The sequence below is a fragment of the Streptomyces sp. NPDC050508 genome, assembly GCF_040655155.1.
GTDB lineage: Bacteria > Actinomycetota > Actinomycetes > Streptomycetales > Streptomycetaceae > Streptomyces.
Genome location: NZ_JBFAJJ010000001.1, coordinates 1,068,638 through 1,094,304 on the forward strand (window position 1 = coordinate 1,068,638; position 25,667 = coordinate 1,094,304).

Consider the following 25,667-nt stretch of genomic DNA (forward strand, 5'->3'; position numbering starts at 1 on the left):
ATGGAGCGCATAGACGCAGAGCTGTTCACTGACGGTGGGAACGATGCCGTGGTCCGCCTGCCCGGTCGCCGGTTGCCCGGTGTGCTCATCCAGGGCGACTCCCTGCACATCCTCCGCGGCGATGTGGCCGAGGTGGTGGAGGCCTGCGAGCGGGGTGATCTGGCCGAGGCGGGGGAGGCGGCGGGGCTTCTGTTGGCGGGCTTCGACGCGCTGCTGAGCCGTTACTCCGTGGCGTTGGAGAACCATCGGATCACGTTGCCCTACTGACGGGGTGTCCTCCAGAAGCCCTCGCTCACACCTCCCGGTGCTCGATCCCCAACAGGCTCGCCGCAGCCCGGAAGTCCACCGTGCGGTGGCCCAGCGCGAGGGACCAGTGGTGGCCTACGCCCGTCGCGCTCCACGCGTCCACCCACTCGCCGGGATCACGGCCGAAGTCGACGCGGCTGGTGGTGTTGCCGATCGCGAGCAGAGGGCCGGGTACGACGGTGCCCTCCGAGGTGATGAAGGACAGGGTGCCGTCGGCGTCCTGGCCAAGGCCGAGGAGGGTGACGGGGCCGTGCTGGACGTCGAACTCCACGCTGACGCCCCAGCCGCGCTTGCCGTGGTAGACACCCAGGCCGCGCAGCAGCGGGTCACGGGCGCTGACCGCGAGGTGGGCGGGTCCGTCGTGGCCCATCTCCACCACGCCGTCCTCGAAGTCGAGGGCCTGGATCTCGGTGAAGGAACCGCCGGCGCCGATGCTCTGCGTCGCCAACTGCGCGAGGCTGGTGCGCAGTTCGTACTCGCCGGCCGCCGGCACACCCCGGGCCGTGAGCAGGGAGGCGCCCAGGATCATGCCGGCGCCGAGCCGTTCGTGCAGCTCGCCGTCGAGACCGCGGTGGTAGTAGGCGAGGGTGTCGAGGCCGAAGTCCTCGACGAGGCGGTCGAGCGCGACCGACACCGTCGCCCCCCACGCGAAGTCCTCGTCGACCACACTGCCGTCCACGGCGAAGATCCGCCGGGCGAGAGCCGTGCGCTCACGGGTCTCCGCCTCGCTCACCTGCTCCACCCGATGCCGCAGGTCGTCGAACTCCAGCACCTCGACGTGCGATCCGAACGTCGCCGGAAGCAGCGTCAGATCGGTCGACACGTCGAGCATGCCGGGATACAGATGCCCCATCAGACCGTGCCGGGCGTGCCGGAGCGCGGCACGGACCTTCGCGGCCCCGACCCACTGCTCGATACGCCGCCAGGCCGACTCCTGGCGCAGCCAGCCCGACACCGACCGGAAGGGGATACCGGCCCGGCGGAAGACGTTGCCGACCTCGGGTACCGGGCACTGCCCGCAGTAGGCGAGCCAGGCGCCCGTGTCGAAGGAGGCGTGGTCCATCCGCTGCGACGGCTGGAGGTCGATGACCAGGACCGGGGTGTGTGAGCGCTGGGCGATCGGCAGCACCATCGACGAGGTCAGGTACGTCGTCAGGAACAGCACGATCAAGTCGCAGTCCGCCCGCCGGAGTTGCTCCGCCGCGACCGCTCCTTCCCGGGCGTCGGAGATGAAGCCGACGTCGGTCACCTCCGCGTCCAACTGACGGAAGCGCTCGGCGACGTACGCGGACGACTCCCTCAACTGCGGGAGCAGCCCCGGGAATTGTGGCCAGTAGGCGCCGAGCCCGCCCGCCACGAGTCCGATCCGGGTGCGGCGGCGGGTCACCGGGGGCAGCAACTCCCGCAGGGCGGCGCTGCGTTCCGCGGTCGCGGTGGTGGGTTCGGTCGTTGCCATGGACGGTGTCCTTCCGGGGGCCGGTGTTCTTTCCGGGGTCCGGCGCGGAATCAGGTTCGGGCCACGCCCAGGCCCGGTGCCGGGGCGGCGGCGGTGTAGGGGGAGCGCCGGATGAGGACACGGATGACGTAGATGCCCGCGACCCCCGACGCCGCCATGCAGAGGGTGATCAACCACAGCAGCAGCGACGCGCTGTAGTCCATCAGGGCGGGCGTGACGAACGCGACGCCCGCGAAGACCCCGCGCGACAGGGCGTAGGTGAGGCCCTGGGTGGTGCCGCGGGTGTCCGGGGGCAGGGTGAGCTGCGACCACACCTTGTAACTGGCCTCTCCGGCAAAGGGGTTGGAGATCTGGTACAGCACGAAGAAGACGAGCATGCCGACCAGGGCGCCGGCCGTGAGGGAGGCGATGCAGAAGGCCACGACCTGCACGACGGTGAAGACGTAGAACAGCCGGTCGCGCCAGGCGGTGTCGGCGATGCGGACGAAGACGAAGGTCAGCACCAACGCGATCGGCAGGAACGCCAGGTTGATCCCGGTGGCCAGGCTCTGCGAGGCCCCGCTGACCGTGACCAGCAGGTAAGTGCCGAACTGGCCGAAGGTGTTGGCGCCGATGCCCCAGGTGACGTAGTAGACGAAGGTCGCGATCATCGGCAGCAGCGCGGCACGGTTCCACACGTTCTTGAGTTCGATGCCTCGCGGGGCGGCCAGCGCGGCCGCCTCCTCCTGCTGTGCCGCCTCGGACGGCTCGGCCAGCTCCAGCCGGGCGCGGAGCAGGAAGGTGACCAGCGCGGCGACGACCAGATGACCGGTGATGAACCGTGCCCCGGTCATGCCGGTGTCCGACAGGACGTAGCCGAGGAAGATGACGACGACGATGCCCAGCACCCACATGACCTGGGTGAACGACACGAGACGGGCCCGGCCGTCGGCGGGCGCGGCGTCCGAGACCACGGCAAGGGACGTGGGCAGGTCGGCACCGGCGGCCAGTCCCGCGACGAGCACGCCGACGAAGAGGACGATGTCGTTCGGGGCGAGGGTGATGACGATCGCGCCCACCGCGTAGCAGAGGATGTCCAGGTTGTAGACGCGGCGGCGCCCGAACATGTCCGCGAGCCGTCCGCCGACGAGGGAGCCGACGGCGATGCAGCCGGTGACGATCGCGCTGATCGCCCCGGCCATCCACACGCCCATGTCGTAGTGGTCGCGGTAGATGGCCAGGTTGACGGCGATGCTGACGATGAGCGCGGCGTCGAGGTAGGAGGCCATGCCCGAGAGGGCCGCGACCTTCCACAGGTGCTTCGGAATGGGCTGTTCTGCGTGTTCCGGGGCAGGTGAGAAACGGATCATGATGCGGCTCCTCGCGGCTCTGGGCCGGGGTCGCAGTGAATATAGGGTTCAGAAAACGTTCCAACAAGTCCTCCTGCACCCATCCGTGGGAAGAAGGGTCGGCCTCCTTCCCGGCCCTGGGAACCGGTGCCAACATTGCAGGTGACCGACGATCGAGCCCGCAACTGGGCCGACATAAAACGTTTTTGATCCCTGAGGGTGCCCGAGCCGTACTCGGAAGGACCGCCGTCGTGATCTCTCCCGCGCTGCAGCAGCTCTTCGACAGCCCGCCCCGGGACTTCGGCCCCACCCCGCTGTGGTGGTGGTCCGGCGCCAAGGTCACCCGCGAGCGACTCGACTGGCAGTTGCGCAGGTTCGCGGACGGCGGCATCCACAACCTCGTGGTGATCAACCTGGCCCCGGCAGGCCCGAGTTTCGGCGCCCGGACCGACGAACCGCCGTGGTTCGGCGAGGAGTGGTGGGACCGCTTCACCGACGCCTGCCGCATCGCCCGGGACATCGGCACCCGCCTGTGGTTCTACGACCAGATCGGGTTCTCCGGCGCCAACGTCCAAGGCGCCATCACCCGGCGCCACCCGGACGCCACCGGCCGGGCACTGCACTCCCGCAGAGCCATCGTCTCCGACGGCACGGTCGCGCTGCGCGGAGCCGAAAACCTCGTCGCCGCCTACGACTTGGAGGGCCGCCGCCTGCCCGTGGCCCCGGACGCCGCTGATCGGATCGCAGCCCCCGACGGGACGGACGTGAGACTCGTCGTCGCCGTCCCCACCGCCTTCGACTATCTCTCCCCGCACGCCGTGGGGCTGTTGCTGGACGCCGTCCACCACGAGTACGACCGGCGGGTACCCGAATACCTGGGCAACGTCATCGCGGGCAGCTTCCAGGACGAACTGCCCGGCACGAACTCCTGGAGCCACCGCCTCCCCGAGGAGTTCCGCGCCCGCCGCGGCTACGACCTGCTCGACCACCTGCCCGCCTTGTTCGGCCCGGCGACCGCCCGCGCGGCGAAGATCCGCGCCGACTACTACGCCGTCCGCGCCGAACTCACCGAAGAGGCCCTCTTCAAGCCCCTCGCCGCCTGGCACGACGAACGCGGCATGCTCGTCGGAGCCGACCAGAGCAACCCCGCGCGAGCGGGTTTCCCTGCCCAGTCGACACAGATCTACACCGACTACTTCCGTACCCACCGCTGGTACGGCGCCGCCGGAAGCGACCACCACGGCGACTCCAAGGTCCACTCCTCGATGGCCCACCTCTACGGCCACGAGCGTGTCTGGATCGAGGCGTTCCACTCCTCCGGCTGGGGTGGCACCCTCGCGGACACCTACGACTGGCTCCTGCCGTTCCTGCGCAGCGGCGCCAACCTGTACAACCCGCACGCCAGTTACTTCGGCACCGCGGGCGGCTGGTTCGAGTGGGCGCCGCCGTCCACCGACTGGCGCCAGCCCTACTGGCAGCAGTACCCGGCGTTCTCCCGGGCCGTCGCCCGGATCTGCTCCATCATGTCCTGGGGCACCTACAGCGCCGACGTCGCGGTCCTGCACCCCACCGCCACCATGCAGGCCCTCATCCCGCTGGACGCCCCCGTCAAACACTTCGGCGACGGCCGCCTCGGCGACGACCACGCCGACGTCGACGAGACGCAGGAGCACTATCTGGATCTGGTCGGCACGAACAACTGGCTTGATCCGCACGTCGGTTCACTGGACCGCCACCGCATCTCCTACGACGTCATCGACGACGCCTCCGTCCAGCGCGGCACGGCCATCGACGGCACCCTGTGCGTCACGGACCTGGCGTACCGTGCGGTCCTGCTGCCTTCGGCGAGTGTCCTGGAGGAGGAGTCGGCACGCCGACTGACCCAACTCCTCGACAGCGGAGGCCGGGTGGTGGTCGTGGGTCGTCCGCCCGGGTCGGCGGCCGGGCTGGCCGGGGACGACTCCGTCGTGGCGGCACTGCTGAAGCACCCGCGACTGGAGCGGGCGCGCGACGCCGAGGCCGGAGCGGCGACGGTGGCCGACGTCGGCGGACACGCGACCGGCGAGGTGCCATTGCTCGTCAGGAGAAGGGGAGTTGAGGCGGTCGCCCTCGTGACAGGGGCCTTCCCCGACGCCCGCACGCAGCCGGGAGACGCCAACCACGAGGCGGATCCCGCGCGTTACGCCCGCCACTCGACCGTCACCGTGCACGCCGAGGTCGCCGAGGCCGAGATCTGGAACCCGGCGACCGGCGCCCGACAACCGGCGCAGGTCACCGTCTCCGACGGCCGCTCGATCATCGAGGTGCCACTGGAGGGTGCCCCCGCCGTCCTCGTCGTATGGCGCGAAGGCACCCCGCAGACACGGCTGACGGGCGCACCGTCACCCGTGCCGGAGCGGACTGTTGACCTGTCGACCGGTTGGGAGGGCCGTCTGGTCCCCACCATGGACAACACCTGGGGCGACCTGGCGCTGCCCGCGGGCTCGTCCGTCGCCGAACCGCAGATCTGGACCATGAGCTGGACCGAGACGGACGGCCCCGACGCACGCTGGGAGCAGACACGGGCGACCTACGGCAACCGCGTCCGCGTCCTGCCCCCGTCGCCCGTCGCCCAGGCCCCCGATCCGCTGGACGGGCCCGGTGCCGAACGGGTCCTCGCCGGAGTGCTGCCGCTCGCCCCCTCGGACGCGGGCTGGAACGTCTCGCTGTACTCGTCGAGCCGGGGCATCCCGGAGCCGGACGGCCTGCTCGGCAACAAGGGGCTGGTGACCGAGGAGTTCGTGCGCGTCCCCGTGCCCGGTCCCGGAACGGTCGCCCGGGTCCGTTCGATCGTCGAGACGGACCACCGCGGACCCGCCGATCTGCACGTCGGCGCCGCGGCCGTCAAACGCGTGTGGTGGAACGGCGAGTGCCTGGACACCGGCACCGGGTACCTCACCACCACCCGCGTGGAGGTCGGACGCTCCCGCAACGTCCTCGAATACGAACTGGGAGAGGCCCAGGACAGGCCGCTGCTGATCTCCGGTACCGCGGACACACCACTGGGCAGCTACTTCTGTCTGACCCACCCGGACGGGTTCGGGCCGCGCCCACAGTTCATGTGCCTGCCCGACGACGTACTACCGCACGGAGGCGTGACCTGCCGCAGGCGACTCCATGCCGCCGGCGAGGCGGTACTCGTCGTGGGTGCCGCCGTCGGCGTCACCGTGCTGCTCGACGGGGTGGTCGTCGCGCGCCAGGAGAAGGTGGAGTACTACGAGTCCGACTGGGGCGCGGTACCCATGTTCTTCCGGCACCAACTCGCCCTCGGCGAAGGGGAACACGTACTTGAGGTGGTGGCCGACGCGGTCCACCCGCGCCAGGCGGTGTTCGTCGACTGCGCGGCCGGCGCGGAGCGTGCCGTGAACGCGTGGGTGAGCGGCGCCGGTTGGGAGGCCGAGACAGGGGAGTGGCACGGTCGTACCGTTGAACACGACGGCCGGTGGGGGGAGTTGCAGCACTGCTACGCGGCCGTACGACCGCACCCGTTGCCGGAGACCGAGTGGCTCACCGGCACGCCGGTGCTGGGCAGCGCCGCACTGTTGCTGCGGTCGACGGACACGGTCCGCGAACGCGCCCAGCGCTTCCGCTTCACCGTGCCGCCGGGCACCGTATCGCTGGACCTGCCACTGGAGTTGCCCGCGAGGGTGCGGGTCGGCAAGAGGGGCGAGGAGCAACTCGACGGCCAGGTCCTGACACTGGACGAGCCGCTCCCGGAGCCGACGGAGATCGAGGTCGCGACCGCGCCGACGGCCGTACTGCGGGGCGGCTCCGCCTGGCGCGGGCCGGTGAGAGTCCGCACCGCACCGGCACAACTGCCGTTGGGGGACTGGCAGTTGCTGGGGTTGGGCGGTTGGAGCGGTGGTGTGACGTACTCGCGGGAGGTGGAGGTACCGGCCGGACCGGACCCGGTACTGGACCTCGGGCGGGTACGCGGCAGCGCGTCGGTCTTCCTGGACGGGGAGTGTGTCGGCGAGGCGTTCTGCGCTCCGTACCGTGTCGAACTCCCGGGTGCCGCAGGGCGGACGGTCCGCCTCGACGTGACCGTCAACAACACCCTGGCGCCCCATCTCGCCGAAGCCACCCCGACCGCCTGGGCCTTCCCGTCCCAGCTCGCGTCCGGGCTGATGGGACCCGTGACGCTACGAACTCGGGCCTGACAGGGGCCCGGTGGAGTCCCGGAGGACGAGGTCGGGCGCGAACACCCTTGTCTCGTGGGCGTGTTCGGAGCGGGCCTCCACCTCGTCGAGCAGCATCCCCACGGCCGCCCTGCCGAGCTCCTCGACCGGCTGCCGGACCGTCGTCAGCGTCGTTCCCACGAAGCTCGCGATGTCGAGGTCGCCGTAGCCGACCACCTGAACCTCCTCGGGTATGCGTACCCCCCGTTCACCCAGTCCACGGCACAGCCCGGCGGCGAGGAAGTCGTTGGTGCAGAAGACACCGTCGGGCAGCTCGTCGAGACCGCGGGCGATGTCCAGGCCGTACGCCACCGTCATCTCGTCGGCGACGACCTGGCGGAGCCGTGCCTCGCGCCGGGTGCGCACGGCCTGGCGGGCGCCCTGGTAGCGGTCGGCGCACTGCACGATCCCGCGCTCCCCGTTCACGACGAGGATGTCGCGTGCCCCGCGGTCCAGGAGGTGTTGCACGGCGACCCGGCCGCCGGCGATGTCGTCGACGGAGACGGAACAGCCGTCCTGGGCCGACAACGCACGGTCCGCGAGCACCAGCGGGATGCCGCGTTCGCGCAGCCTGGTGAGCCGGGTGGGATCGGCGCCGAGCGGTACCACCACCGCTCCTACGGCCCGCTGTTCGACCAGCATCGTGAAGTAGCCCTGCTCCCGCTCGGGAGCGTCTTTGCTGTCGCAGAGCACGAGGGAATAGCCGTGGTCGTACGCCGCGTCCGCGGCACCCCGTGCGATGCGCGAGTAGAACGAGTTGGCCACGTCGGGCAGCACCAGCCCGATCGAGGACGAGTGTCCGGTGCGTAGGCCGGCGGCTCCCGGATGGGGCACGTAGTCGAGCGCGGCGACCGCGTCGCGGACCCGCTCGGCGGTGCGGGCGTTCACGCGCTCGGGTCGGTTGAGGACGTTCGACACCGTGGAGACCGAGACTCCCGCGGCGGCGGCGACATCCTGGATACGGGCGGGGCGAACCTGAACGGCACCCACCCCCTCGCTGTGACAGCCGTGCGACCAGGCACGACGCGGTTCTCATGGGCCGCGTCAGTGTACCCCGATGGGGTTGGAACGTTTTCTGCCGGGTGGCTCACGCGCTGTCGGTGCGGCAGCTGAGCCGCAGACCCGCCAGTGATCAGCAGGGCTAACATGAGGTCATGGCTGAGGGTTCCGGGGCTGGTGCCCCGTTGGAGGGTGACCGCCCGCTGAGGCGTGACGCCGCCCTCAACCGGGAGAAGATTCTGCGTGCCGCACGGGAGGTCTTCGGCCAGTACGGGCTGGGGGTGACGCTCGATGACGTGGCTCGGCACGCGGGGGTCGGGGTCGGGACCGTGTACCGCCGCTTCCCCGACAAGGAAACCCTCGTACGGGCCCTGTTCGAGCAGGATCTCGGGATACGGCAGAAGTCCGCGGAGAGGGCGCTCGCTCACCCCGATCCCTGGCAGGGGTTCGTGGACTTCCTCATGGAGATGGGGGCCGATCTCGCCGAGAACCGTGGCCTGCACGAGGTGATGATGTTCGGGAGCCACAGTTCCGAGCCCATCGAGACGGCGCGGGGCGGCATGCTTCCGTTCCTGGAGGCGCTGATCCGGCGGGCCCAGGAGAGTGGGGATCTGCGTGCGGAGATCACTCCTTCCGACATCCCCGTCGTCGTGCAGATGCTCAGTGCCGCCAGCCAGTTCACTCAGGGCAGACGGTCCGATATCTGGCGGCGCTATGTCGAGATCCTGCTCAACGGCATGAGGCAGCGTCCCGACAACCTTCCCCTGACGACACCGAGCCTGGGCGACGAGATGGTAGAGCAGGTGATGGGCCTGGTCAGGCCCGCCGCGGCGGAGGAGTAGCAGGTCTGCCGTACGTACAGACCTGCCACCCGTGTCTCAGGAGGACGGTCCCCAGTCGTCGCCGCTGGGAGTCGCCGAACTCGGCGTCGTCAGGGGCAGGTTGACGAATGACGCCGCCTGTGGGGAGTGCTCGACGGTGTAGACGCCACCGGCGAGGTTCGCCAGTTCCTGCGGGGTCGGGGCGACGGGGAAGTGGAAGTCCGCCGGCGGCTGGCTGTCGATGCTGATCCGGATCCGGTAACCGGCCGGAATCCTGGTGAAGTTGGACAGCAGGGCGATGTCGTAGCGGGTCGTCCGGCCGGGTGTCACCGGGCTCTGTGACGCCTGGGTGAAGGGGTGAGCGGGCTTGAGCAGGGTGCCGTTGTCGCCGTACCAGCTCTCCTCGGTGTCCACGGCGCGTTGGCTGCCCAGGAGGATCCCGTCGGCCTGCTTGGTCACCGTCCCGTCGGGGGCGACGATGCTGAGCTTGGCCGTCAGTTCGGTCTCCGGTGTCGTCGACTTGGCGTAGAGGGTGACGTCGGTCGGGCCGTTGAGCAGGGCCGCCTTGGCGAGCGGGGCGGTGGTGTAGGTCAGCGTGTTGTCCGCGGTGGCCGCACTCCAGGCGAGCGTGTCGCTGCCCTCGTCCGTCGGTTTGCCGGGGGTGAGGGAGCCGTTGCCCAGGTAGTAGGTCCGGGCGTCGGAGGACAGGGGCCAGGCGGCGCTGTCGACCCAGGTGTTCGCGCCGTTCTCGAAGAGGTGCAGGGGAGTTGAGGTGTTCGCCATCCCGGTGGGCGCGTTCTTGAGCCAGGTGTCGAACCACTCAAGGCGGATGCCCTGCAGCGTCGCCTCGTTGACGTGCTCGCCGTGGGTCCAGGGTCCGACGATCGCCTGGTAGCGGCCGGTGACGAGGTCGTCCGACGAGATCGGATCGGTCAACGGCCGGTGGTAATAGGCGTTCTGGGCGGACACGTAGGCGCCGAGGTTCCCGCCGGGGAAGAGGTCGTTCCAGCCGGCCTCGGTCAGTGCCGGAATGCCGTTGCCCACGATCCGCGGCACGAGCTTCTTCTGGACGTTCAGGGACTGCCAGTAGGCATCGTCGTACGAGCGTGAACCACCCGAAGCCTGCTGGGCGATGGTCACCGACTGCGGGTCGGTCGCGGGGTCGTCCTCGGGGCCGCGCGGCTCGGCCTGGGCGATGCCGGCCACGAAGGGGGTGGGGATACCGCCGTTGCCCGTGAGGTCGTTGTAGAAGTCCGAGTCGGTGCAGAACGGGGTGATGGCCTTCAGCGCGGAGTTCTTGCCCACGGCCGCCGCGGTGAACCACTGGTCGACCCCGAGGTACGAGCAACCGTCAAGCCCCACCTTGCCGTTGGACCCCGACAGGGTGTGGGCCGCCCAGTCGACCAGGACGGCTCCGTCCTTGCCCTGTTGGCCCCCGAACCAGTCGACCTGCCCGCCGGAGCCACCGGTGCCGCGCACCGCGGAGGCCACGTAGATATAGCCCCGCTGCACGAAGTAGGTGCCGCTGTCCGCAGGGTCGGAGCGCTGCGCGCCGTAGGGATTCTGGGTCAGGAGCACGGGGAACGGGCCCGACGCGCGTGCGCCCGTGCTCGGGTCCGTCGGATAGACGACCTCGACGGCGATCTTCACGCCGTCGTCCATGGTGACGGTGGTGTGGACGGGCGCGCTCGCCCCATAACTCGCCGCGGGCGGCTGCCAGGTGGCCGCGTGCGCGGGGAGGGCGATGGCCGTCGTCTGGCCTGCCGCCACGAGGAGGAGCACCGCGGAGGCACCGCTCAGTACGGAGATTCTGCGGGGCGACTTCAGCCGGTCTCTTGCCTTGGGCTTCTTCATGCGGCTCCTTGAGGTGGGTGGGGGCCTCGTCACGCCGTCTGCGGGACGGCCTGCCGGTCGGGGTTCAGGGCGAAGAGCGGGAGCACGGTGCGCCCACGGATGTCGTTGGTCAGCTCCGCCAGGACCAGGTAGAAGGCGACGGCGGCCAGCGCGATCTCGACGTAGCCGGCGGTGTGCAGTACCGAGTCGCTCGGAACGCCCGCGCTCGAAGCGCCCAGATAGGCGGTCACCAGCAGCACGATCGTCAGGGTCAGCAGGGCGAACGCGCTCACGATCACCGCGTTCGTGCCCAGACTGGCGACGGCGAAGACCAGCGTGACGACGAGCCAGGCGATGAGGAACAGCCCCAGCGACTGCATCACCGCGTGTCCGCCCGCGGCTGCCGCGGCCTCCGCCGACGCTCCGTGGGCTTTCGCCGCGGCCGCCGCGTTTCCCGCGATGTGGGGTGCCGCCCAGAACTCGATGACGGTGTAGCCGAGCCAGAACGCCCCGTAGGCCGTCAGGAAGGAGGCCGCGAACGTGGCACCGGCGGCCAACGCGAAGAACCCGGCGACGAGTTGGACGATGCCGCCGTAGAAGAAGGTGCCCGCCAGCACGATCGTGCCGTCGGCCGCGTCGATGACGCCGGCGGTGTGCAGGCCCAGGATGAGCGAGCACCACGCGAACCCGGCTGCCCCTACGGCCGTCGCGTGACCGATGTGGGAGGTGGTGCTGGTGGGGACTGGCGGGCTCTGGGCATCGTGAAGCGACACTTCAGCCATGGTGATCACCCTTCTGGAATGTCGACAGCCGGGGTGTCCCGCCCGTGCCGTCAACCGAATGGTCGGTAGTTTGGGAACGGCCTGTTGGGGCTGTCAAGGGCTCGAACCGAAGTGGAAAACGCGTTCTGCGCGGCCTCGGCGACGGCGGTCGGCGGGTGAGTCGCGGAGTGGCGGCACTCCCGGCGGCGCCCCCTCGATGTGGAGATCTCGGGCATCGCCCCAGGTGGGAAGGGGGGTCCGGCATTCCGTCCGGAGTGGCTCGGTGTGCGGTGGGTGATCGTTCCGGAGGGTCGGGTCGCAGGGCTTCCGGCGCCGAAAAAAGTGGAGATATTTTCTCCGAAACGAGGAGGGTTGGTGTCCTCCGATGCGAGTGGCGGTCGCCGTCGCGCGTATGCGCGTGATCGTCGACGAGCGCGTCATCCTTGAGACCGTGGACTTCCCCGTGGGAAAGGATCTTTCGATGGACCAGCAGGACTCGCAGGACGCGCAGGACGAGCGGTTCGATGTCGTCGTACTCGGTGCGGGCCCGGGGGGCTATGTCGCCGCCATCCGTGCGGCCCAACTCGGCAAGCGGGTCGCGGTGGTCGAGGAGAAGTACTGGGGCGGTGTCTGCCTGAACGTGGGCTGCATCCCGACCAAGGCGCTGCTGCGCAACGCCGAGCTGGCGCACATCTTCACCCGTGAGGCGAAGACCTTCGGCATCAAGGTCGAGGGGGAGGTCTCCTTCGACTACGGCGAGGCGTTCCGTCGTAGCCGCCGGGTCGCGGACGGCCGGGTCAAGGGCGTCCACTACCTGATGAAGAAGAACAAGATCACGGAGATCGACGGCCGCGGCACGTTCCTCGACCCGCACACCCTCCAAGTGGCGGGCTACGACGGCGAGTTGCGCACGATCGGTTTCGAGCACTGCATCATCGCGACCGGCGCCACCCCCAGGCTGCTGCCGGGCACCAAGCGAAGTGCGCGCGTGGTGACGTACGAGGAGCAGATCCTCGCCGACGACCTGCCGCGGTCGATCGTCATCGCGGGCGCCGGCGCCATCGGCATCGAGTTCGCGTACGTGCTGCACAACTACGGCGTGAAGGTCACGATCGTCGAGTTCCTGGACCGCGTCGCGCCCCTTGAGGACATCGAGGTCTCCACCGAACTCGCCAAGCAGTACCGCAAGTTGGGCATCGACGTCCTCACCTCCACCCGCGTCGAGTCGATCGACGAGTCGGGACCGCAGGTCCGCGTCACGGTCACCGGAAAGGACGGCGCCCAGCAGGTCCTGGAGGCCGACAAGGTGTTGCAGGCCATCGGCTTCGCGCCGAACGTCACCGGCTACGGCCTGGAGAACGCGGGCGTACGGCTGACCGAGCGCGGCGCGATCGACGTCGACGGCCGCTGCCGCACCTCCGTCCCGCACCTGTACGCCATCGGCGACGTCACCGCGAAGCTGATGCTCGCGCACGCGGCCGAGGCGATGGGCGTGATCGCCGCCGAGACCCTCGCGGACGGGGAGACCATGGAGCTGGACTACGCGATGATCCCGCGCGCCACCTACTGCCAGCCGCAGATCGCCAGCTTCGGCTACACCGAGGCGCAGGCACGGGAGTTGGGCCATGACGTCAAGGTCGCCAAGTTCCCGTTCACCGCGAACGGCAAGTCGCACGGCCTCGGCGACACCACCGGCTTCGTGAAGCTGATCAGCGACGCGAAGTACGGCGAACTCCTCGGCGGCCACCTCATCGGCCCCGACGTCACCGAACTCCTCCCCGAACTCACCCTCGCCCAGCAGTGGGACCTCACCGTCCACGAGGTCGCCCGCAACGTGCACGCCCACCCGACGCTGGGCGAGGCGGTGAAGGAAGCGGTGCACGGCCTCGCCGGACACATGATCAACATGTGACGCACCGTCCGACTCGCCGACCGGGTGGGACCGGCCACTGGGTGGGGCCGGCCAATGGCCGGCCCCTGGCGTCGGCCACGCCTGGACTACGCTGGCACATGTCAACCGTCGCTGACCTATGGAGGGGGCGATCACAGGTGCCCGCAGACCTGGCATTCGACGCACTCGCCGACCCCGTACGCCGCCAGATTCTGGGCGTGCTGGCCGAGCGCGAGGAGTGCACGGTGGGTGAGCTGGCCGAGCAGATCACCAGCATCGGCCGTACCGGAGTCTCCAGCCACCTGCGTGTCCTGCGCGCCGCCGGCCTGGTGACCGAGCGCAAGGCCGGCCGGTTCCGGCACTACTCGATCGACCCGGCCGGCCCCGCACGCGACGTCATCGCGACGCTGCAGGCGCTGTTCCAGGGCGCGCTCGCCGATGCCGGGCGCGCCGCCGCGGCTGAGTCTGCGGCGGCCGATCCCGACGTCCGGGACAGCCGGTCCGCCTGATGAGGTGACGTGATGGCCGCACTTCTGCTGCCCGCCGAGGAATGGACCGACGCATCGCCGGTCGCGACGTTCGGCCTGTTCGGCGCGGGCGCGGGTGCGGGCTGGGTGTTCGACGCCGAGTGCGACCGGGTCGCGGTGGGCGCGGTGGTGCGGATGGGCGCTCCGCTCGGTGGCCCGGTCGCCGACGTGGTGGAGATCATCGGCCGGATCACCGAGGTACGGCCACCGTCGCCTGTACGCGGGTACGCGGGACAGGGCGGCCGTATCGAGATCGTGCACGACCAGCCCTGGCGGGGCCGTATGAAACTGCGCTTCGACGCCGAGCGTGGCGGGACGAGGGTCCGGCTGTTCGCCGAACTCGACGAGGCCGGGCTGGAGTGGCTGATGCGCCGCCGAGGCCTGCCGGCCGGTCGTGGGTCCGCGCCGAATCCGAACGCGCGGCTCGGTCTGCTGAACAGCAAGTCAGGCCTGGGGAGCATGTTCGGGGCCGCGACGGACCACATGGCCATGCTCGCCGTCGAGGAGATCAACGCGGAGGGCGGGGTGCGGGGCCGACCGGTGGAGCTGGTGGTCGGGGACGACGCCACGGACCCCGCGGTCGGCGTCGCCGAGGCCCGGCGGCTGGTCCGGGCCGGCTGCCGGACGATCCTGGTCGCCACGACCTCCGCCACCTATTTCGCGGTCTCGCGGGCGCTCGCCGGAACCGAAGTGCTCCTGATACAGCCCCACATGAACGAAGGCGGTGGCACCGGCCCGCTGCGCGTCCAGCTCGGTGAGCGGCATGTCGACCAGCTGGTCGCGGCGGCGGGACCGCTGATGAGGGCGGTCGGCGGGAAACGCTGGTTCCTGGCCGGCAACGACTACTGCTGGCCGCGCAGCACGCACGCGGCTGCCCGGCGGATCCTGCCGCGGTCGGGCGGGCGCGTGGTCGGGGAGCGGTACGCCGCAATGGGCACGCGGGACTTCACGCAGCTCATCGAATCGGTGACGGCTTCGGGCGCGGACATCGTGCTGTCCACGTTCGTGGGCGCGGACGCCGCGGCCTTCGAGCGGCAGTGCCACGCGATGGGCCTGCGGGAGCGGTGCGTCACGCTCGCGCCGGCCATGGACGAGTCCACCCTGGAACACGTGGGAGCCGAAGCGGCGCCCGGCCTGTACGCCGTCTCCGGCTACGTCGAGCAGCTGGCGTCGGCCGAGAACGCCGTACTGCTGCACCGCTACCGGGAGGCATACGGCCGCTGGGCCCCGCCGCTGTCGACCCTGAGCGAATCGGTCTTCGAGGCGGCGCGGATCTGGTGGTCCGCCGCGCGCCGGGTCGGTGCGGACGAACCGAGGCTGATCGCCGGGGCGATGCGTCCCGGCAGCTTCCAACTGCCGCGCGGCACCGTCACGTTGGACGACAGCGGCCGGGTTGCCCAGGACCTCTTCGTCGCCGAGGCGACCGGCACCGGACTGCGACCGGTCGCGCTGTAGCCCTGCCGAGCCGGTCTGCTCGACCCGGTCGGTCCGGTTAACCCCGAAGTTACGTCAATAAGTATTGACCTATTGACGCGATGTTCTAGGTTGATGACTGTCCAGCTGAAAAGGAGTCGTCCCTTGTCCTCACTCCCCGCACCCGATGCCGCCCGCCTCGCGGCGATCGACAAGCACTTCCACTTCGGCCTGTCCGCCGAGGAGTTGGAGGAGTTCGCACCCGCGGTGGCGGGCACCCTCGCCGCCACGGAGGCCGTCGAGCGGCTCTACGAGCGCACGGCTCCTACCGCCCCGGACCGTCCCTGGACGTCACCCGCCCCGGACGAGAACCGGCTCGGCGCCTGGTACGTGAAGACCTCGGTCAACGAGTCCGCCGACGGCCCTCTGGCCGGCCGTACGGTCGCGGTGAAGGACAACATCGCGGTCGCGGGCCTGCCGATGATGAACGGTTCGCGCACGGTCGAAGGCTTCGTCCCACGCCAAGACGCCACCGTTGTACGGCGGTTGCTCGACGCCGGCGCGACGATCGCGGGCAAGTCGGTGTGCGAGGACCTGTGTTTCTCGGGCGCCAGCTTCACCTCGCACCCGGGGCCGGTGCGCAACCCGTGGGACGAGAGCCGGAACACGGGCGGGTCGTCCAGCGGCAGTGCCGCGCTGGTGGCGACCGGAGAGGTCGACCTCGCCCTCGGGGGCGACCAGGGCGGCTCGATCCGGATGCCGGGCGCCTTCTGCGGCATCGTGGGACACAAGCCCACCCACGGCCTGGTGCCCTACACCGGCGCCTTCCCCATCGAGCGGACCATCGACCACGTGGGCCCGATGACCCGCACCGTCGCCGACGCCGCCACGATGCTGGGCGTACTGGCCGGAGTCGACGGGCTCGACGCGCGCCAGCCCGACGTGATCCAACCGGTCGACTACCTGGCGGCACTCGCCGAGCCCGCCTCGGGGATGCGCGTCGGAGTCGTCACGGAAGGCTTCGGTACGCCGGTGTCGGATCCGGGTGTCGACGAGGCCGTCCACGCCGCGATCGACGTACTGGCCGACGCCGGACTCACCGTGGAGAAGGTGTCGATCCCCTGGCACCTGGACGCTCTCCACGTATGGAACGTGATCGCGACCGAGGGCGCCGCCCACCAGATGCTCGACGGCAACGCCTACGGCATGAACGCCGACGACTTCTACGACCCCGAGCTGATCGCCCACTATGCCCGGGGGCGCGTGGAGCGCGGTGCCGCACTGTCCAAGACCGTCAAACTCGTCGGCCTGTCCGGCCGTTACACCTTCGAGGCCGGCGGCGGGAAGTACTACGGCATGGCCCGCCGCCTCCTGCCGCAGGTCCGCGCGGCCTACGACGCGGCACTGGACCGGTACGACGTGCTGGTCATGCCCACGGTCCCCTACACGGCCAGGGAGATCCCGTCGCCCGACATCTCCCTGGCCGACTACCTGCACCTCGCCCTGTCGATGGTCGGCAACACCGCGCCCTTCGACGCGACCGGCCATCCGTCGTGCAGCGTGCCGACCGACCTGGTCGACGGCCTTCCGGCCGGCCTGATGATCACCGGCAGGCGCTTCGACGACGCCACCGTGCTGCGCGTCGCGCACACCTACGAACAGGCGGTCGGCGGGTTCCCCGCGCCTCCGGTCACCGCCACCACCGAGCGCAGCGCGTGAACGGAGCCCCCGACCTCGGCTGCACCCACGGGATCTGACCGGGCGACACCGTTGAGGACACGCAGCTCCGCCGGGCGGTAGGGCCAGGGCCGACCTTCCGGCGGAGGCCCGGCGTACCGTACGGTGCGGACGCAGGGCCGCCCGAGCCGGGGCGGGCGGGGCGGGGGAGGAAGCATGAGAGTGCAGTCCAGCGGTCACGGCGCTGTCGCGGACGCCGGGACACCGGCCGGCGCGATGGTGGTGGTCGAGGACCTGCGTCGCACCTACGGCAGCGGCGACACAGCCGTCCATGCCCTGCGCGGAGTCTCCTTCACCGTGGCGCGCGGTGAACTGGTCGCCCTCAGAGGGCGTTCCGGCTCCGGCAAGACCACCGTGCTCAACCTGGTCGGCGGCCTCGACACTCCGGACGGTGGCCGGGTCACGCTGGACGGCACCGACCTGGCCGGCCTCGGCGAGGACGACCTGCTGGCGCTGCGCCGGGACCGCATCGGCTTCGTGTTCCAGTCCTTCGGCCTGATCCCGATCCTGACCGCCGCCGAGAACGTCGGGGTCCCGTTGCGCCTGCGGAAGGTCCCGGCCCGCGTCCGCGAAGCCCGCGTCGGCCTGCTGCTCTCCCTCGTCGGCCTCTCCGACCACGCCGACCAGCGTCCTGGTGAGCTGTCCGGCGGCCAGCAGCAGCGGGTCGCCATCGCCCGCGCGCTCGCCAACAACCCGGCCCTGATCATCGCCGACGAACCCACCGGTCAGCTCGACGCCGACACCGGTCTCACCGTGATGGACCTGCTGCGCGCCGTCGTCCGCAGCGAATCGGTCACCGCCCTCGTCGCCACCCACGACACGCAACTCCTCGCGCTGGCCGACCGCGTGCTCGAACTCCGCGACGGCCGCATCGTGGCGGACAGCTGACGGCAGCGCCAGCGAACCGGCCCCGCGCGCCTCGCCGTTCGGCCTGCAGCCGACGCGGATCCCGTTCCTCGAACGGATTTCCGCATTACCCTGGCGGCTGTCCGACAGCGTCATCCGCAGACTTCACCTCCTCGGGGGACCCTGTGCCAGTTCACCAACAGCCCACCGGCGCACCGGACTTGGACGAGCTGCGGCGACGGGCCGCCGCGGCCGGCACCCCGCAGCGCGAGCAGGGGATGGTCGTCTGCGAGAACCTGGTGCGGATCTACCAGACCGAGGGCGTCGAAGTGCAGGCCCTCCAGGGCCTCGACCTGACCGTGGCCCAGGGCGAGATGATCGCGGTGATCGGGTCCTCCGGCTCCGGCAAGTCCACCCTGCTGGGCATCCTCTCCGGCCAGGACGTGCCCACCGCGGGTGCCGCCGAGGTCCGCGGCCACGACCTGCTGGCGATGAAGCGCCGCGAGCGGCTGGAATACCGGCGTACCACCGTGGGCTTCGTCTGGCAGCAGACCTCCCGCAACCTGCTGCCCTACCTCACGGCGGCGGAGAACGTGATGCTTCCGATGACGTACACCGGGATCAAACGCTCACAGCGCCGGGTCCGGGCAGAGGAACTGCTCGACCTGCTGTCCGTCGGCCACTGCCGGGACCGCACCCCCGACACCCTCTCCGGCGGCGAGCAGCAGCGGGTCGCCGTCGCCGTCGCCAACGCCAATGATCCGTCGGTGCTGTTCGCCGACGAACCCACCGGCGAACTCGACACCGCCACCAGCGACGAGGTCTTCGCCGCACTGCGCCGGGCCAACGAGGCCCTGGGCGTCACCGTGGTCGTGGTCACCCACGACGCGCTGGTGTCCGAGCAGGTCCAGCGCACCGTGCGGATCCGCAACGGCCGTACTTCGACCGAGGTGTTGCGCCGGGTCGCGACCGGCGAGGACGGCGTCGAGGTGCTCACGGCCGAGGAGTACGCGGTATTGGACGGCAGCGGCCGGCTGCAACTGCCGCGCGAGTTCACCGAACGCCTGCATCTGCGCAAGCGGGTGCGGCTGGCCCTGGAGAGCGACCACATCGGCGTATGGCCCGACGAGGCCGCGCGGCGGGCGAAGTCCGATGCGGAGGACGCGGCGGATGCGGTGGACTCGGCGGATGCGGTGGACTCGGCGAGCGGCGGCCCGAACGCCGAGAGCACGTAGGAGGCAGTAGGCGGTCGGCCTCCGCGTGGAGCGTTCACGAGAGGCGCAGTACGGCCCCCAGGCGGCGTCGGCGAGCGAGGACCGTCTCGGTGGCCGCGGCGGTCAGGATCAGCGCGGTGACGCCGGCGACGAGGGCGAGGGTCAGCGAGTAGTCGGTGTGCAGCGCCGGTTGGACCGGGCCGCCGGTGAACTGCCGTAGGTCCAGCGTCCGTTGCATGAGCCGTGGTTCGAGCAGGCCGAGCAGTGTGCCGCCGACCGCTGAGGCCACCGCCAGCGGCAGCAGCTGCAGGAAGTGCATCGCTCCGGCTTCCTTGCCGCCGAGTCCGAGCGTGCGCAGGAACGAGGTGGTGCGGCTGCGCTCGTGGGCGGTGAGAGTCAGTTCCAGGGCGAGCGCGAGTAGGCCGGACAGCGCGGCCAGGATCGAGCTGGTGGTGTAGATCGTGCCGAGGCCCTGCGTCAGGCCGTCCGCGCGCAGGGTGCTCAGCGTCTCGGAGCGGACGCGGATCCGGGCCAGCGGACCGAGCGCCTCGGCCGCCGCCGACCGCAGCGCCGCAGGACCGTTGGCCTCGCCCTTGCCGTCGCCCTTGGCGTCGTCCTTGAGGAGCAGGACGGTGCTGCCCGAGGGCTGTTGGTGCATCAGGTGCTCGGCGGTGGCGGTCGTGATCAATATCGGTGTCCCGGCGGGGATTTGTGCCGTGACCGGCCCGAGGAGGGGGTCGCGCAGTTCCGCGGTGGTGAGGGTGCCGACCGGTTCGAAGGTCAGGTTCACCGGGGGCTTTCCCTGGGTCACCACGGTGGCGGTGAAGCCGCCGGTGCGCTCGCGCGCCCGCAGGCCGGGCGAGAGGAAGGACGGCAGCGGAACGCTCGCGTCGGTCCCGGTTCCCGGCGGGGTGACCAGCCGGGACAACAGGGCGCCGACCAGCGGCGACTTCGGGGCGACGGCGGCCAGTTGATGAGGATCTACGGTGATCACGGCGACCTGGGAGACCACCGCGCCGTCGGCCTGTCCCGCCAGGTCCAGGGTGTACAGATGCTGGAGGGCGGTCCATATTCCGGTGGTGCTGCCGGCCCCCTGTGCGGCGGTCACGGCTCCGGCCGGGGTCACGGTCCCCGCCACGGTCGCGCTCGCGTCGGCGCCGGTGCTCCACGTCGCGCCCGTGGCAAGGCCGTCGGAGATCGTGCGCTGGACGAGGCCGCCGAACACGGCCGTGCCCAGGGTCAGGACCAGGACGAACAGGGCCAGCCCGGTCGCCGGCGCGTCATGGGCGGCCCGGGCTGCCCCGACGAAGCCCACCACACCCCGGCCGCGCCGGGCCCGCCGTAGCACCAGGCGCAGGACGAGCGGGTAGACGCGCAGCAGGATCAGCACGACGGTCAGCGCCACCAGCACCGGCACCGCGCCCAGAATCCCGTCGGGGCCCTGCGAGCGGAGGGCGAGCACGCCCGCAGCGGTCGCGAGCAGCACCGTCAGTTCCAGGACCGCGCGGCGGCCTACGGCGGTCTTCCGGCGGGTGCGGCGCAGGCGGCCGGCACTGCGCGGCTCGCGGACCGCGAGCCAGGTCATCAGCGGCACCGTCAGCATCACGACCGCGGTGGTGAGGGCGGCGGGCACCGGTTGCGGTGATCCGGATGTGCCGGTGGGAGCGAGGGCCCGGCCGGCCGCCCAGCCGAGCAGGGCGGCGATCAGCACCACCGGCCAGGCCACGGCACAGCGCAGCAGTACCAGCCGCGCGGTGGAGGCGCCCCGCGCTCGCTGCAACCGCAGGTGCGGCTGCCTACGGCGCAGCAGCAGCCGTACCGCGACGGCGACGGTGGCCAGCGCGACCGCGGCCAGCGCGTCGACGGCGTACGTCGCCAGCGCCCTGGCCTGTCGGTCCTGGGCGGTGAACGCGGCGAGCAGCGGTGTCAGGGAGTCGGTCACCAGCAGGGACTGGGTGGACTGGCCGTCGACCTGGCAGCTGATGTCGCCGGTGACCCAGTCGCTTCCCTGACACAGGGCGGCGCTCAGGTCCGCGCTGTAGTGGGACAGCGGCCCCGTCAGTGCGCGGGCCCGGTCGAGCGCCGCCCCGGAGAGGTCGGCGCGCAGCTGCCAGGTCACCCGCGGGCCGCCCACCCCGGCGCCGGCCAGCAGGTCGGCGGCGTCGAGGCCGACGAGACCGCGGACGGCGAGCACCGTGCCCGCGGAGCGCTCCGCGGGGTAGCGCGACGGCTGGTCCAACGTCTCCCGGCCGGTCCAGAAGTCGTCGGCCGCGACGGTGGCGCGGTAGACCCCGCTCACCAGCAGCTCCGCCTGGGGCGCCGCGTTCTGTGCCCCGGGCGTCTTGGCGAACTCAACGCTCAGTCGGCTGCCGGCCCGCACGTCCAACGCCTGCGCGGTGGTCTGCGACAACCCGATCTGGGGCGCGGTGCCCAACGGTGTGTGGTCGGCCGGCGCGCGACCGCTGACGTAGTGGAGATGGGCCCGCGCGGACGGCAGGTAACTGACCGTCAGCTGCGTGCTGGTGTTTGCCGGGCCCGGCGGTCGCGGGGAGAGCAGGGACGCCGGGTCGTAGTCGTAGCTACCGCCGCCGTCGAAGGTCAGGTGGCGTGCGGCGGAGCCGGCGAGGTGTTCGGTGAGGGTGCGGCCGGCGCCGAGCAGGGTGGCCATGTCCACGGCAGGCGGCGAGGTGTTGAAGATCGCCGGTGTGGTGCTCAGGCTGATCAGGGGCGCCTGGGCCTGAGCGGCGTCGACGCGCTGCCGCAGGGCCCGGTCCTCCTGGCGGCCCGCGAGGGCGGGGGCCCAGGCGCACAGCGCCGTCAACACGAGGACGAGTACTGCCAGGCAGGCCAGCAGTGGCAGGTCGCCGCGGGTCTCCCTGCGTATCAGGCGCCGCGTCACCGCCGCGCCTGTGCCTGCGGATCGGGCCACCGTCCGCCCTTTCCGGTCGTGTCCGGCCGTACGGCTCAACGGTCTTCCCCCGCCCGCAGCACGCGTACGAGGTCCACCCGGGCCAGCAGACGCGCCAGCGCCAGCACGACCGCGCTGATGGCCAGAGCGGTCGCCACCGCGGTGAGGGCCACGGTGCCCCATGGGATGACCTGCGGCAGCGGCGGATAGGGGGCCTGTCCGCTGTCGTCCACGGTGACCAGCGGCAGCACCGCCGATGCCAGGGCCATGCCCATCAGCGCCCCCGGGACCACCGCGAACAGCGCGAGACCCACCTGCTCGGCGCCCAGCAGCGCGGACAGGCTCGTGGCACGGACGCCGATCGCCCGCAGCAGCGCGAACTCCTTGCGGCGCTGCCGAGTGGAGACCACCGCGTGCACGGTGAAGGCGATGACCGCGAAACCGGGGGCCAGATACCGGACCAGTTCCAGCACCCGGCGCAGCCCGCTCCGGAACGGGTCGGCCTGCAGGGACGCGGCGGTGCGCGCCGTGGTGGTGACGCCGCCCAGCGCGGGCTGCGCCTCGGCGGCAGCGGCCGTACGCGCGCTGTCGGTGCTGCTCAGCCACCAGAACGCGGGGTCGTGCTGATCGGCACCGGCCAGTGTGAACGCGGTGGCGAGTTGGCGCTGGTCAGCGATCAAGTGCCCCTGTCCGCGGCCCAGTCCGGGCGGTGAGTCGGCGCGGCCCACGATCTTGGCGGTGATCCGGCCGCCGCCCAGGTCGAGTGTCGTGGTGCTGCCCACGTGCAGGCGCGCGGCGCGCAGCGTCGAGGTGTCGGCGCGCACGGGAAGCGGCGCCGGACCGCCGGCCGGGCCCGCCACGAGTCGCACCTGGCTGCCGGGCTGGGTGTCGTAGTCGCTGTCGGACAGGCCCCCGAAGCTGTCCGAGATCGCCTGGGAGGGGCGGATACCGGTGCTGACGGTGGTCCGGAGCACGGCCGAGCCGTCGGGCGCGATCGAGCACACTCCGGGAGTGCCGGGGTTGTAGCTGTCGGTCAACTTCCCTTTGCAGGCACCCTCGGTGGAGTCGGCGGCGTGGTCCGTGCCGTCGGACCAGGCCTGCCCGCCGGGCAGTTGGGAGACCCAGGTGTCCGCGGTGCTCTTGGTCTCCCGCGCGCCGACCCGGATCAGGTCGAGGTGCAGCCGCGCGGGGCGCACGTTCGGCTGCGGGAGGACGCCGACGGCGGTCACCGTCAGCGGATACGCCCGCGGATGGCCGCCGCTCAACGCCACGTCGAGCGGGACCACGACCGTGTGCCGGGCTCCGTCGGCGGCGGGCAGTCGCGCCGACACGACGCTGACCAGGCCGGACGCGTCCTGCACGGTGAGCTCCAGACTTGGCGCCACGCGACTGCCGTCGCTGCGCAGCCGCTCGTCAATCAGCAGCGCGGTCGGACGCCCGGGGAGCGGTATCCCGGGGACGACCGGTCCCGGGGTGCGGGGAGCGGGCCCGCCGATCGTGCCGACCAGGTCCTCGGTGGCACCACCGGGCAGGTTCACCGTCGACCGCGTCACCGGTGTCACCGAGGTCACCCCCGGCAGCGCGCGATAGGCGGCGCCCAGCACGGCGGAGGGGTAGCCGTCGTCCGCCGACGGGCCGATCCGCACGTCCGCGCCGACGGTGAACGCGGCCTCTTCGGACGCCAGTCCGCCCAGACAGGCCAGCGCGGTGGTGGCGAAGGCACTCACCGAAACGGCCAGGCACATCAACACCGCCGGCCCCGCGTTACGCGCGGCCCGCCGGCTCAACTGCCAACCGGCCAGGGCGAGTACGAGGCCTTTGCTACGACGGCCGAACGCGTCCAGCAGCAGCGAGGTCAGCGGTAGCAGCCGTAGCAACAGCAGTGCGGCGGCGCCGGCCACCAGGGTCGGCACCAGGACCAGCACCGGGTCCACGGACGCGCTGCCGGTGCCCACGTCGGCGATCAGCGAGTGGTGCCGGCGTAACTCCAGATACCCCAGGGTCGCCACGGCCAGCAGCGCCAGGTCGGCGCCCAGCCGCTGCGCGGCAGCGGCTCGTGCGCCACGGGCCGGGCGCGAGCGCGCCGACGGGAGCACGGGCAGCAGCACCGCCGCGCCGTGCACCAGCAGGGTCAGGCCTACGGCCGCCCACGCGTCGGCGCCGCGGGTGCCGGGGTGCAGCAGTCCGGCCAGGAAGGGGGCGACGGCGGCGGCCGGGACGCCGGTGAGCGCCCACTCGGCCGTGGCGCCGCGCAGCAACCTCAACGTGCCCGCGCCTCGGGCCTGTTGGAGGGCCAGTTCCTCGCGTCGGCGCTCGGTCAGCTGGCGGGCGGCCAGTACCAGGGTGGCGAGGGCGAGGACCGCCAGCAGCACGCTCGGCAGGTACAGGGAGGACCGGGCCGCGACCGTCGGGACCGTCAGGTCGTCGATCGCGCCCGGCAGACCGGAGGCCACGGTCAGGTCGGCGAGGGACGGTTGCCGCCCGCCGAACACCGACACGCCGCTCTGGCTGCCGGAGAAGGCATGCAGCCGGTCGTGCAGTCCGGCGAGGCTGCTCGCGTCGAGCCGGGAGAGGTCGGGCTGCACGCTCCAGTGGGCCGTCAGATGCCCGTTCAGGACGGCACTGTCGTTGAGCGCCGACGCCGAGACCACCAGGAGGTCCTGGTCGGCGGTCTCACCCTGGGTCAGGTCGCCGGCCATCGCGGGCCAGAACCCGACGGCACCGGTCGCCCGGTAGACGCCGGTGATCCGCAGCGTCATGGGGCGGCTGAAGGCGTCCTGCACCTGAAGCCTCGAACCGGGCCTGATTCCAAGGCGCTTGGCCAGGGCGTCGGGCACCGCCGTGTCGACCGGAGCGGTGGACCCGGTGGCGACCGGGACATCGGGCAGCGAGGTGAACGCGCCGGCCGGTGCGTCGGCCGTACCGGCGGGCCACCGCCCGGCGACCAACTGCCCGAACCTGCCGCCGTCCTGAACCGCGACCGGGTGCAGCCCACTGCCCCCGGGACCGCGCGGCGGACCCACGACCCCGTCGATCCCCGTCACCGAGACCGGCGAGGTGCCCAACAGCCCCACATACGTCCGCTGCGGCACCCCGGCGAACACCCGCTCCGTAGCGGCCCGCACAGCCCGGTCGGCGGCGGCCATCCCGCCCGCCCGGTAGGACGCGTTGACGTTCACCTGCGCGTTCGGGTCGGCGGCCAGCCGCCGTACGGCACCGGCCTGCACCGAACTCCCCGCCAGCGCCGTGAGCGCGGCCAGCGCCGTCGCGCACAGCAATACGGTCACCGAGACAGCGGCCAGTACCAGTCCGTGCTGTGTGGCCCGCCGGGCAACTGCGGGAATCCGCCGCCGAGTTGGGCGTGGAGCATCATCGGGGTTTCGCCGCGGTGAAGAGGTTAAGGCCGTGGC

At 71.4% G+C, this 25,667-nt stretch carries 16 protein-coding genes; 9 read left to right on the forward strand and 7 right to left on the reverse strand.

Annotation, left to right across the window (positions count from 1 at the left end):
* Entirely contained in the window at positions 1-267 is a 267-nt protein-coding gene (locus AB0I69_RS04835) for a hypothetical protein (protein ID WP_363094086.1), read from the forward strand.
* 25 nt (positions 268-292) lie between these two features.
* Here AB0I69_RS04835 and AB0I69_RS04840 read toward each other — a convergent pair whose 3' ends face one another.
* Together AB0I69_RS04840 and AB0I69_RS04845 are read right to left on the reverse strand one after the other, a co-directional pair.
* Positions 293-1,762 carry an L-fucose/L-arabinose isomerase family protein gene (locus AB0I69_RS04840; protein ID WP_363094087.1) on the reverse strand — a complete coding sequence of 490 codons (1,470 nt, stop codon included), beginning with the start codon at positions 1,760-1,762 and terminating at the stop codon, positions 293-295.
* A 50-nt stretch (positions 1,763-1,812) separates the two neighbouring features.
* Positions 1,813-3,111: an MFS transporter gene (locus tag AB0I69_RS04845; protein ID WP_363094088.1), complete on the reverse strand. Its 1,299-nt coding sequence runs from the start codon at positions 3,109-3,111 to the stop codon at positions 1,813-1,815.
* Between the two features lie 230 nt (positions 3,112-3,341).
* Here AB0I69_RS04845 and AB0I69_RS04850 point away from each other — a divergent pair, with 230 nt between their 5' ends.
* Positions 3,342-7,289, forward strand: a complete 3,948-nt coding sequence (locus AB0I69_RS04850; RefSeq protein WP_363094089.1) for a glycosyl hydrolase — start codon at positions 3,342-3,344, stop codon at positions 7,287-7,289.
* Here AB0I69_RS04850 and AB0I69_RS04855 read toward each other — a convergent pair.
* Entirely contained in the window at positions 7,272-8,297 is a 1,026-nt protein-coding gene (locus tag AB0I69_RS04855) for a LacI family DNA-binding transcriptional regulator (protein WP_363094090.1), read from the reverse strand. The two genes, AB0I69_RS04850 and AB0I69_RS04855, sit on opposite strands and share 18 nt — an antisense overlap.
* 164 nt (positions 8,298-8,461) lie before the next feature.
* Here AB0I69_RS04855 and AB0I69_RS04860 point away from each other — a divergent pair, with 164 nt between their 5' ends.
* The gene (locus AB0I69_RS04860; protein ID WP_363094091.1) at positions 8,462-9,148 is read left to right on the forward strand and encodes a TetR/AcrR family transcriptional regulator; all 687 of its coding nucleotides are present in this window, start codon (positions 8,462-8,464) and stop codon (positions 9,146-9,148) included.
* 36 nt (positions 9,149-9,184) lie between these two features.
* Here AB0I69_RS04860 and AB0I69_RS04865 read toward each other — a convergent pair whose 3' ends face one another.
* The gene (locus AB0I69_RS04865) at positions 9,185-10,981 is read right to left on the reverse strand and encodes a CocE/NonD family hydrolase (protein WP_363094092.1); all 1,797 of its coding nucleotides are present in this window, start codon (positions 10,979-10,981) and stop codon (positions 9,185-9,187) included.
* Positions 10,982-11,010: 29 nt separating this feature from the next.
* The gene (locus AB0I69_RS04870) at positions 11,011-11,742 is read right to left on the reverse strand and encodes an acetate uptake transporter (RefSeq protein WP_363094093.1); all 732 of its coding nucleotides are present in this window, start codon (positions 11,740-11,742) and stop codon (positions 11,011-11,013) included.
* Between the two features lie 460 nt (positions 11,743-12,202).
* Between AB0I69_RS04870 and lpdA the strand changes: the two genes are divergently transcribed.
* The 6 genes from lpdA (at position 12,203) to AB0I69_RS04900 (ending at position 19,370) form a co-directional block, all read left to right on the forward strand.
* Complete coding sequence (gene lpdA, locus AB0I69_RS04875) at positions 12,203-13,633, forward strand: dihydrolipoyl dehydrogenase (protein ID WP_363094175.1); 1,431 nt, start codon at positions 12,203-12,205, stop codon at positions 13,631-13,633.
* Between the two features lie 137 nt (positions 13,634-13,770).
* Positions 13,771-14,121 (forward strand): metalloregulator ArsR/SmtB family transcription factor, encoded by a 351-nt coding sequence (locus tag AB0I69_RS04880; RefSeq protein WP_363094094.1) that lies wholly within the window; start codon positions 13,771-13,773, stop codon positions 14,119-14,121.
* A gap of 12 nt (positions 14,122-14,133) precedes the next feature.
* The gene (locus tag AB0I69_RS04885) at positions 14,134-15,594 is read left to right on the forward strand and encodes a substrate-binding protein (RefSeq protein ID WP_363094095.1); all 1,461 of its coding nucleotides are present in this window, start codon (positions 14,134-14,136) and stop codon (positions 15,592-15,594) included.
* A gap of 123 nt (positions 15,595-15,717) precedes the next feature.
* Positions 15,718-17,271, forward strand: coding sequence for an amidase (locus tag AB0I69_RS04890; RefSeq protein WP_363094096.1), 1,554 nt, complete (start codon positions 15,718-15,720; stop codon positions 17,269-17,271).
* A gap of 174 nt (positions 17,272-17,445) precedes the next feature.
* Complete coding sequence (locus AB0I69_RS04895; protein ID WP_363094097.1) at positions 17,446-18,177, forward strand: ABC transporter ATP-binding protein; 732 nt, start codon at positions 17,446-17,448, stop codon at positions 18,175-18,177.
* Between the two features lie 236 nt (positions 18,178-18,413).
* Positions 18,414-19,370 (forward strand): ABC transporter ATP-binding protein, encoded by a 957-nt coding sequence (locus tag AB0I69_RS04900; protein WP_363094177.1) that lies wholly within the window; start codon positions 18,414-18,416, stop codon positions 19,368-19,370.
* A 34-nt stretch (positions 19,371-19,404) separates the two neighbouring features.
* On the opposite strand, the gene AB0I69_RS04905 is transcribed toward AB0I69_RS04900, so the two are convergent.
* Positions 19,405-22,278, reverse strand: coding sequence for a hypothetical protein (locus AB0I69_RS04905; RefSeq protein WP_363094098.1), 2,874 nt, complete (start codon positions 22,276-22,278; stop codon positions 19,405-19,407).
* A 35-nt stretch (positions 22,279-22,313) separates the two neighbouring features.
* Complete coding sequence (locus AB0I69_RS04910) at positions 22,314-25,544, reverse strand: ABC transporter permease (RefSeq protein ID WP_363094099.1); 3,231 nt, start codon at positions 25,542-25,544, stop codon at positions 22,314-22,316.
* Positions 25,545-25,667: the final 123 nt, after the last annotated feature.

Bases quoted from the DNA above. Each gene is read 5' to 3' on its own strand.
- AB0I69_RS04835 (WP_363094086.1), top strand. From the start codon at position 1: ATGGAGCGCATAGACGCAGAGCTGTTCACTGACGGTGGGAACGATGCC.
- AB0I69_RS04840 (WP_363094087.1), bottom strand. From the start codon at position 1,762: ATGGCAACGACCGAACCCACCACCGCGACCGCGGAACGCAGCGCCGCC.
- AB0I69_RS04845 (WP_363094088.1), bottom strand. From the start codon at position 3,111: ATGATCCGTTTCTCACCTGCCCCGGAACACGCAGAACAGCCCATTCCG.
- AB0I69_RS04860 (WP_363094091.1), top strand. From the start codon at position 8,462: ATGGCTGAGGGTTCCGGGGCTGGTGCCCCGTTGGAGGGTGACCGCCCG.
- AB0I69_RS04865 (WP_363094092.1), bottom strand. From the start codon at position 10,981: ATGAAGAAGCCCAAGGCAAGAGACCGGCTGAAGTCGCCCCGCAGAATC.
- AB0I69_RS04870 (WP_363094093.1), bottom strand. From the start codon at position 11,742: ATGGCTGAAGTGTCGCTTCACGATGCCCAGAGCCCGCCAGTCCCCACC.
- lpdA (WP_363094175.1), top strand. From the start codon at position 12,203: ATGGACCAGCAGGACTCGCAGGACGCGCAGGACGAGCGGTTCGATGTC.
- AB0I69_RS04885 (WP_363094095.1), top strand. From the start codon at position 14,134: ATGGCCGCACTTCTGCTGCCCGCCGAGGAATGGACCGACGCATCGCCG.
- AB0I69_RS04895 (WP_363094097.1), top strand. From the start codon at position 17,446: ATGAGAGTGCAGTCCAGCGGTCACGGCGCTGTCGCGGACGCCGGGACA.
- AB0I69_RS04900 (WP_363094177.1), top strand. From the start codon at position 18,414: ATGGTCGTCTGCGAGAACCTGGTGCGGATCTACCAGACCGAGGGCGTC.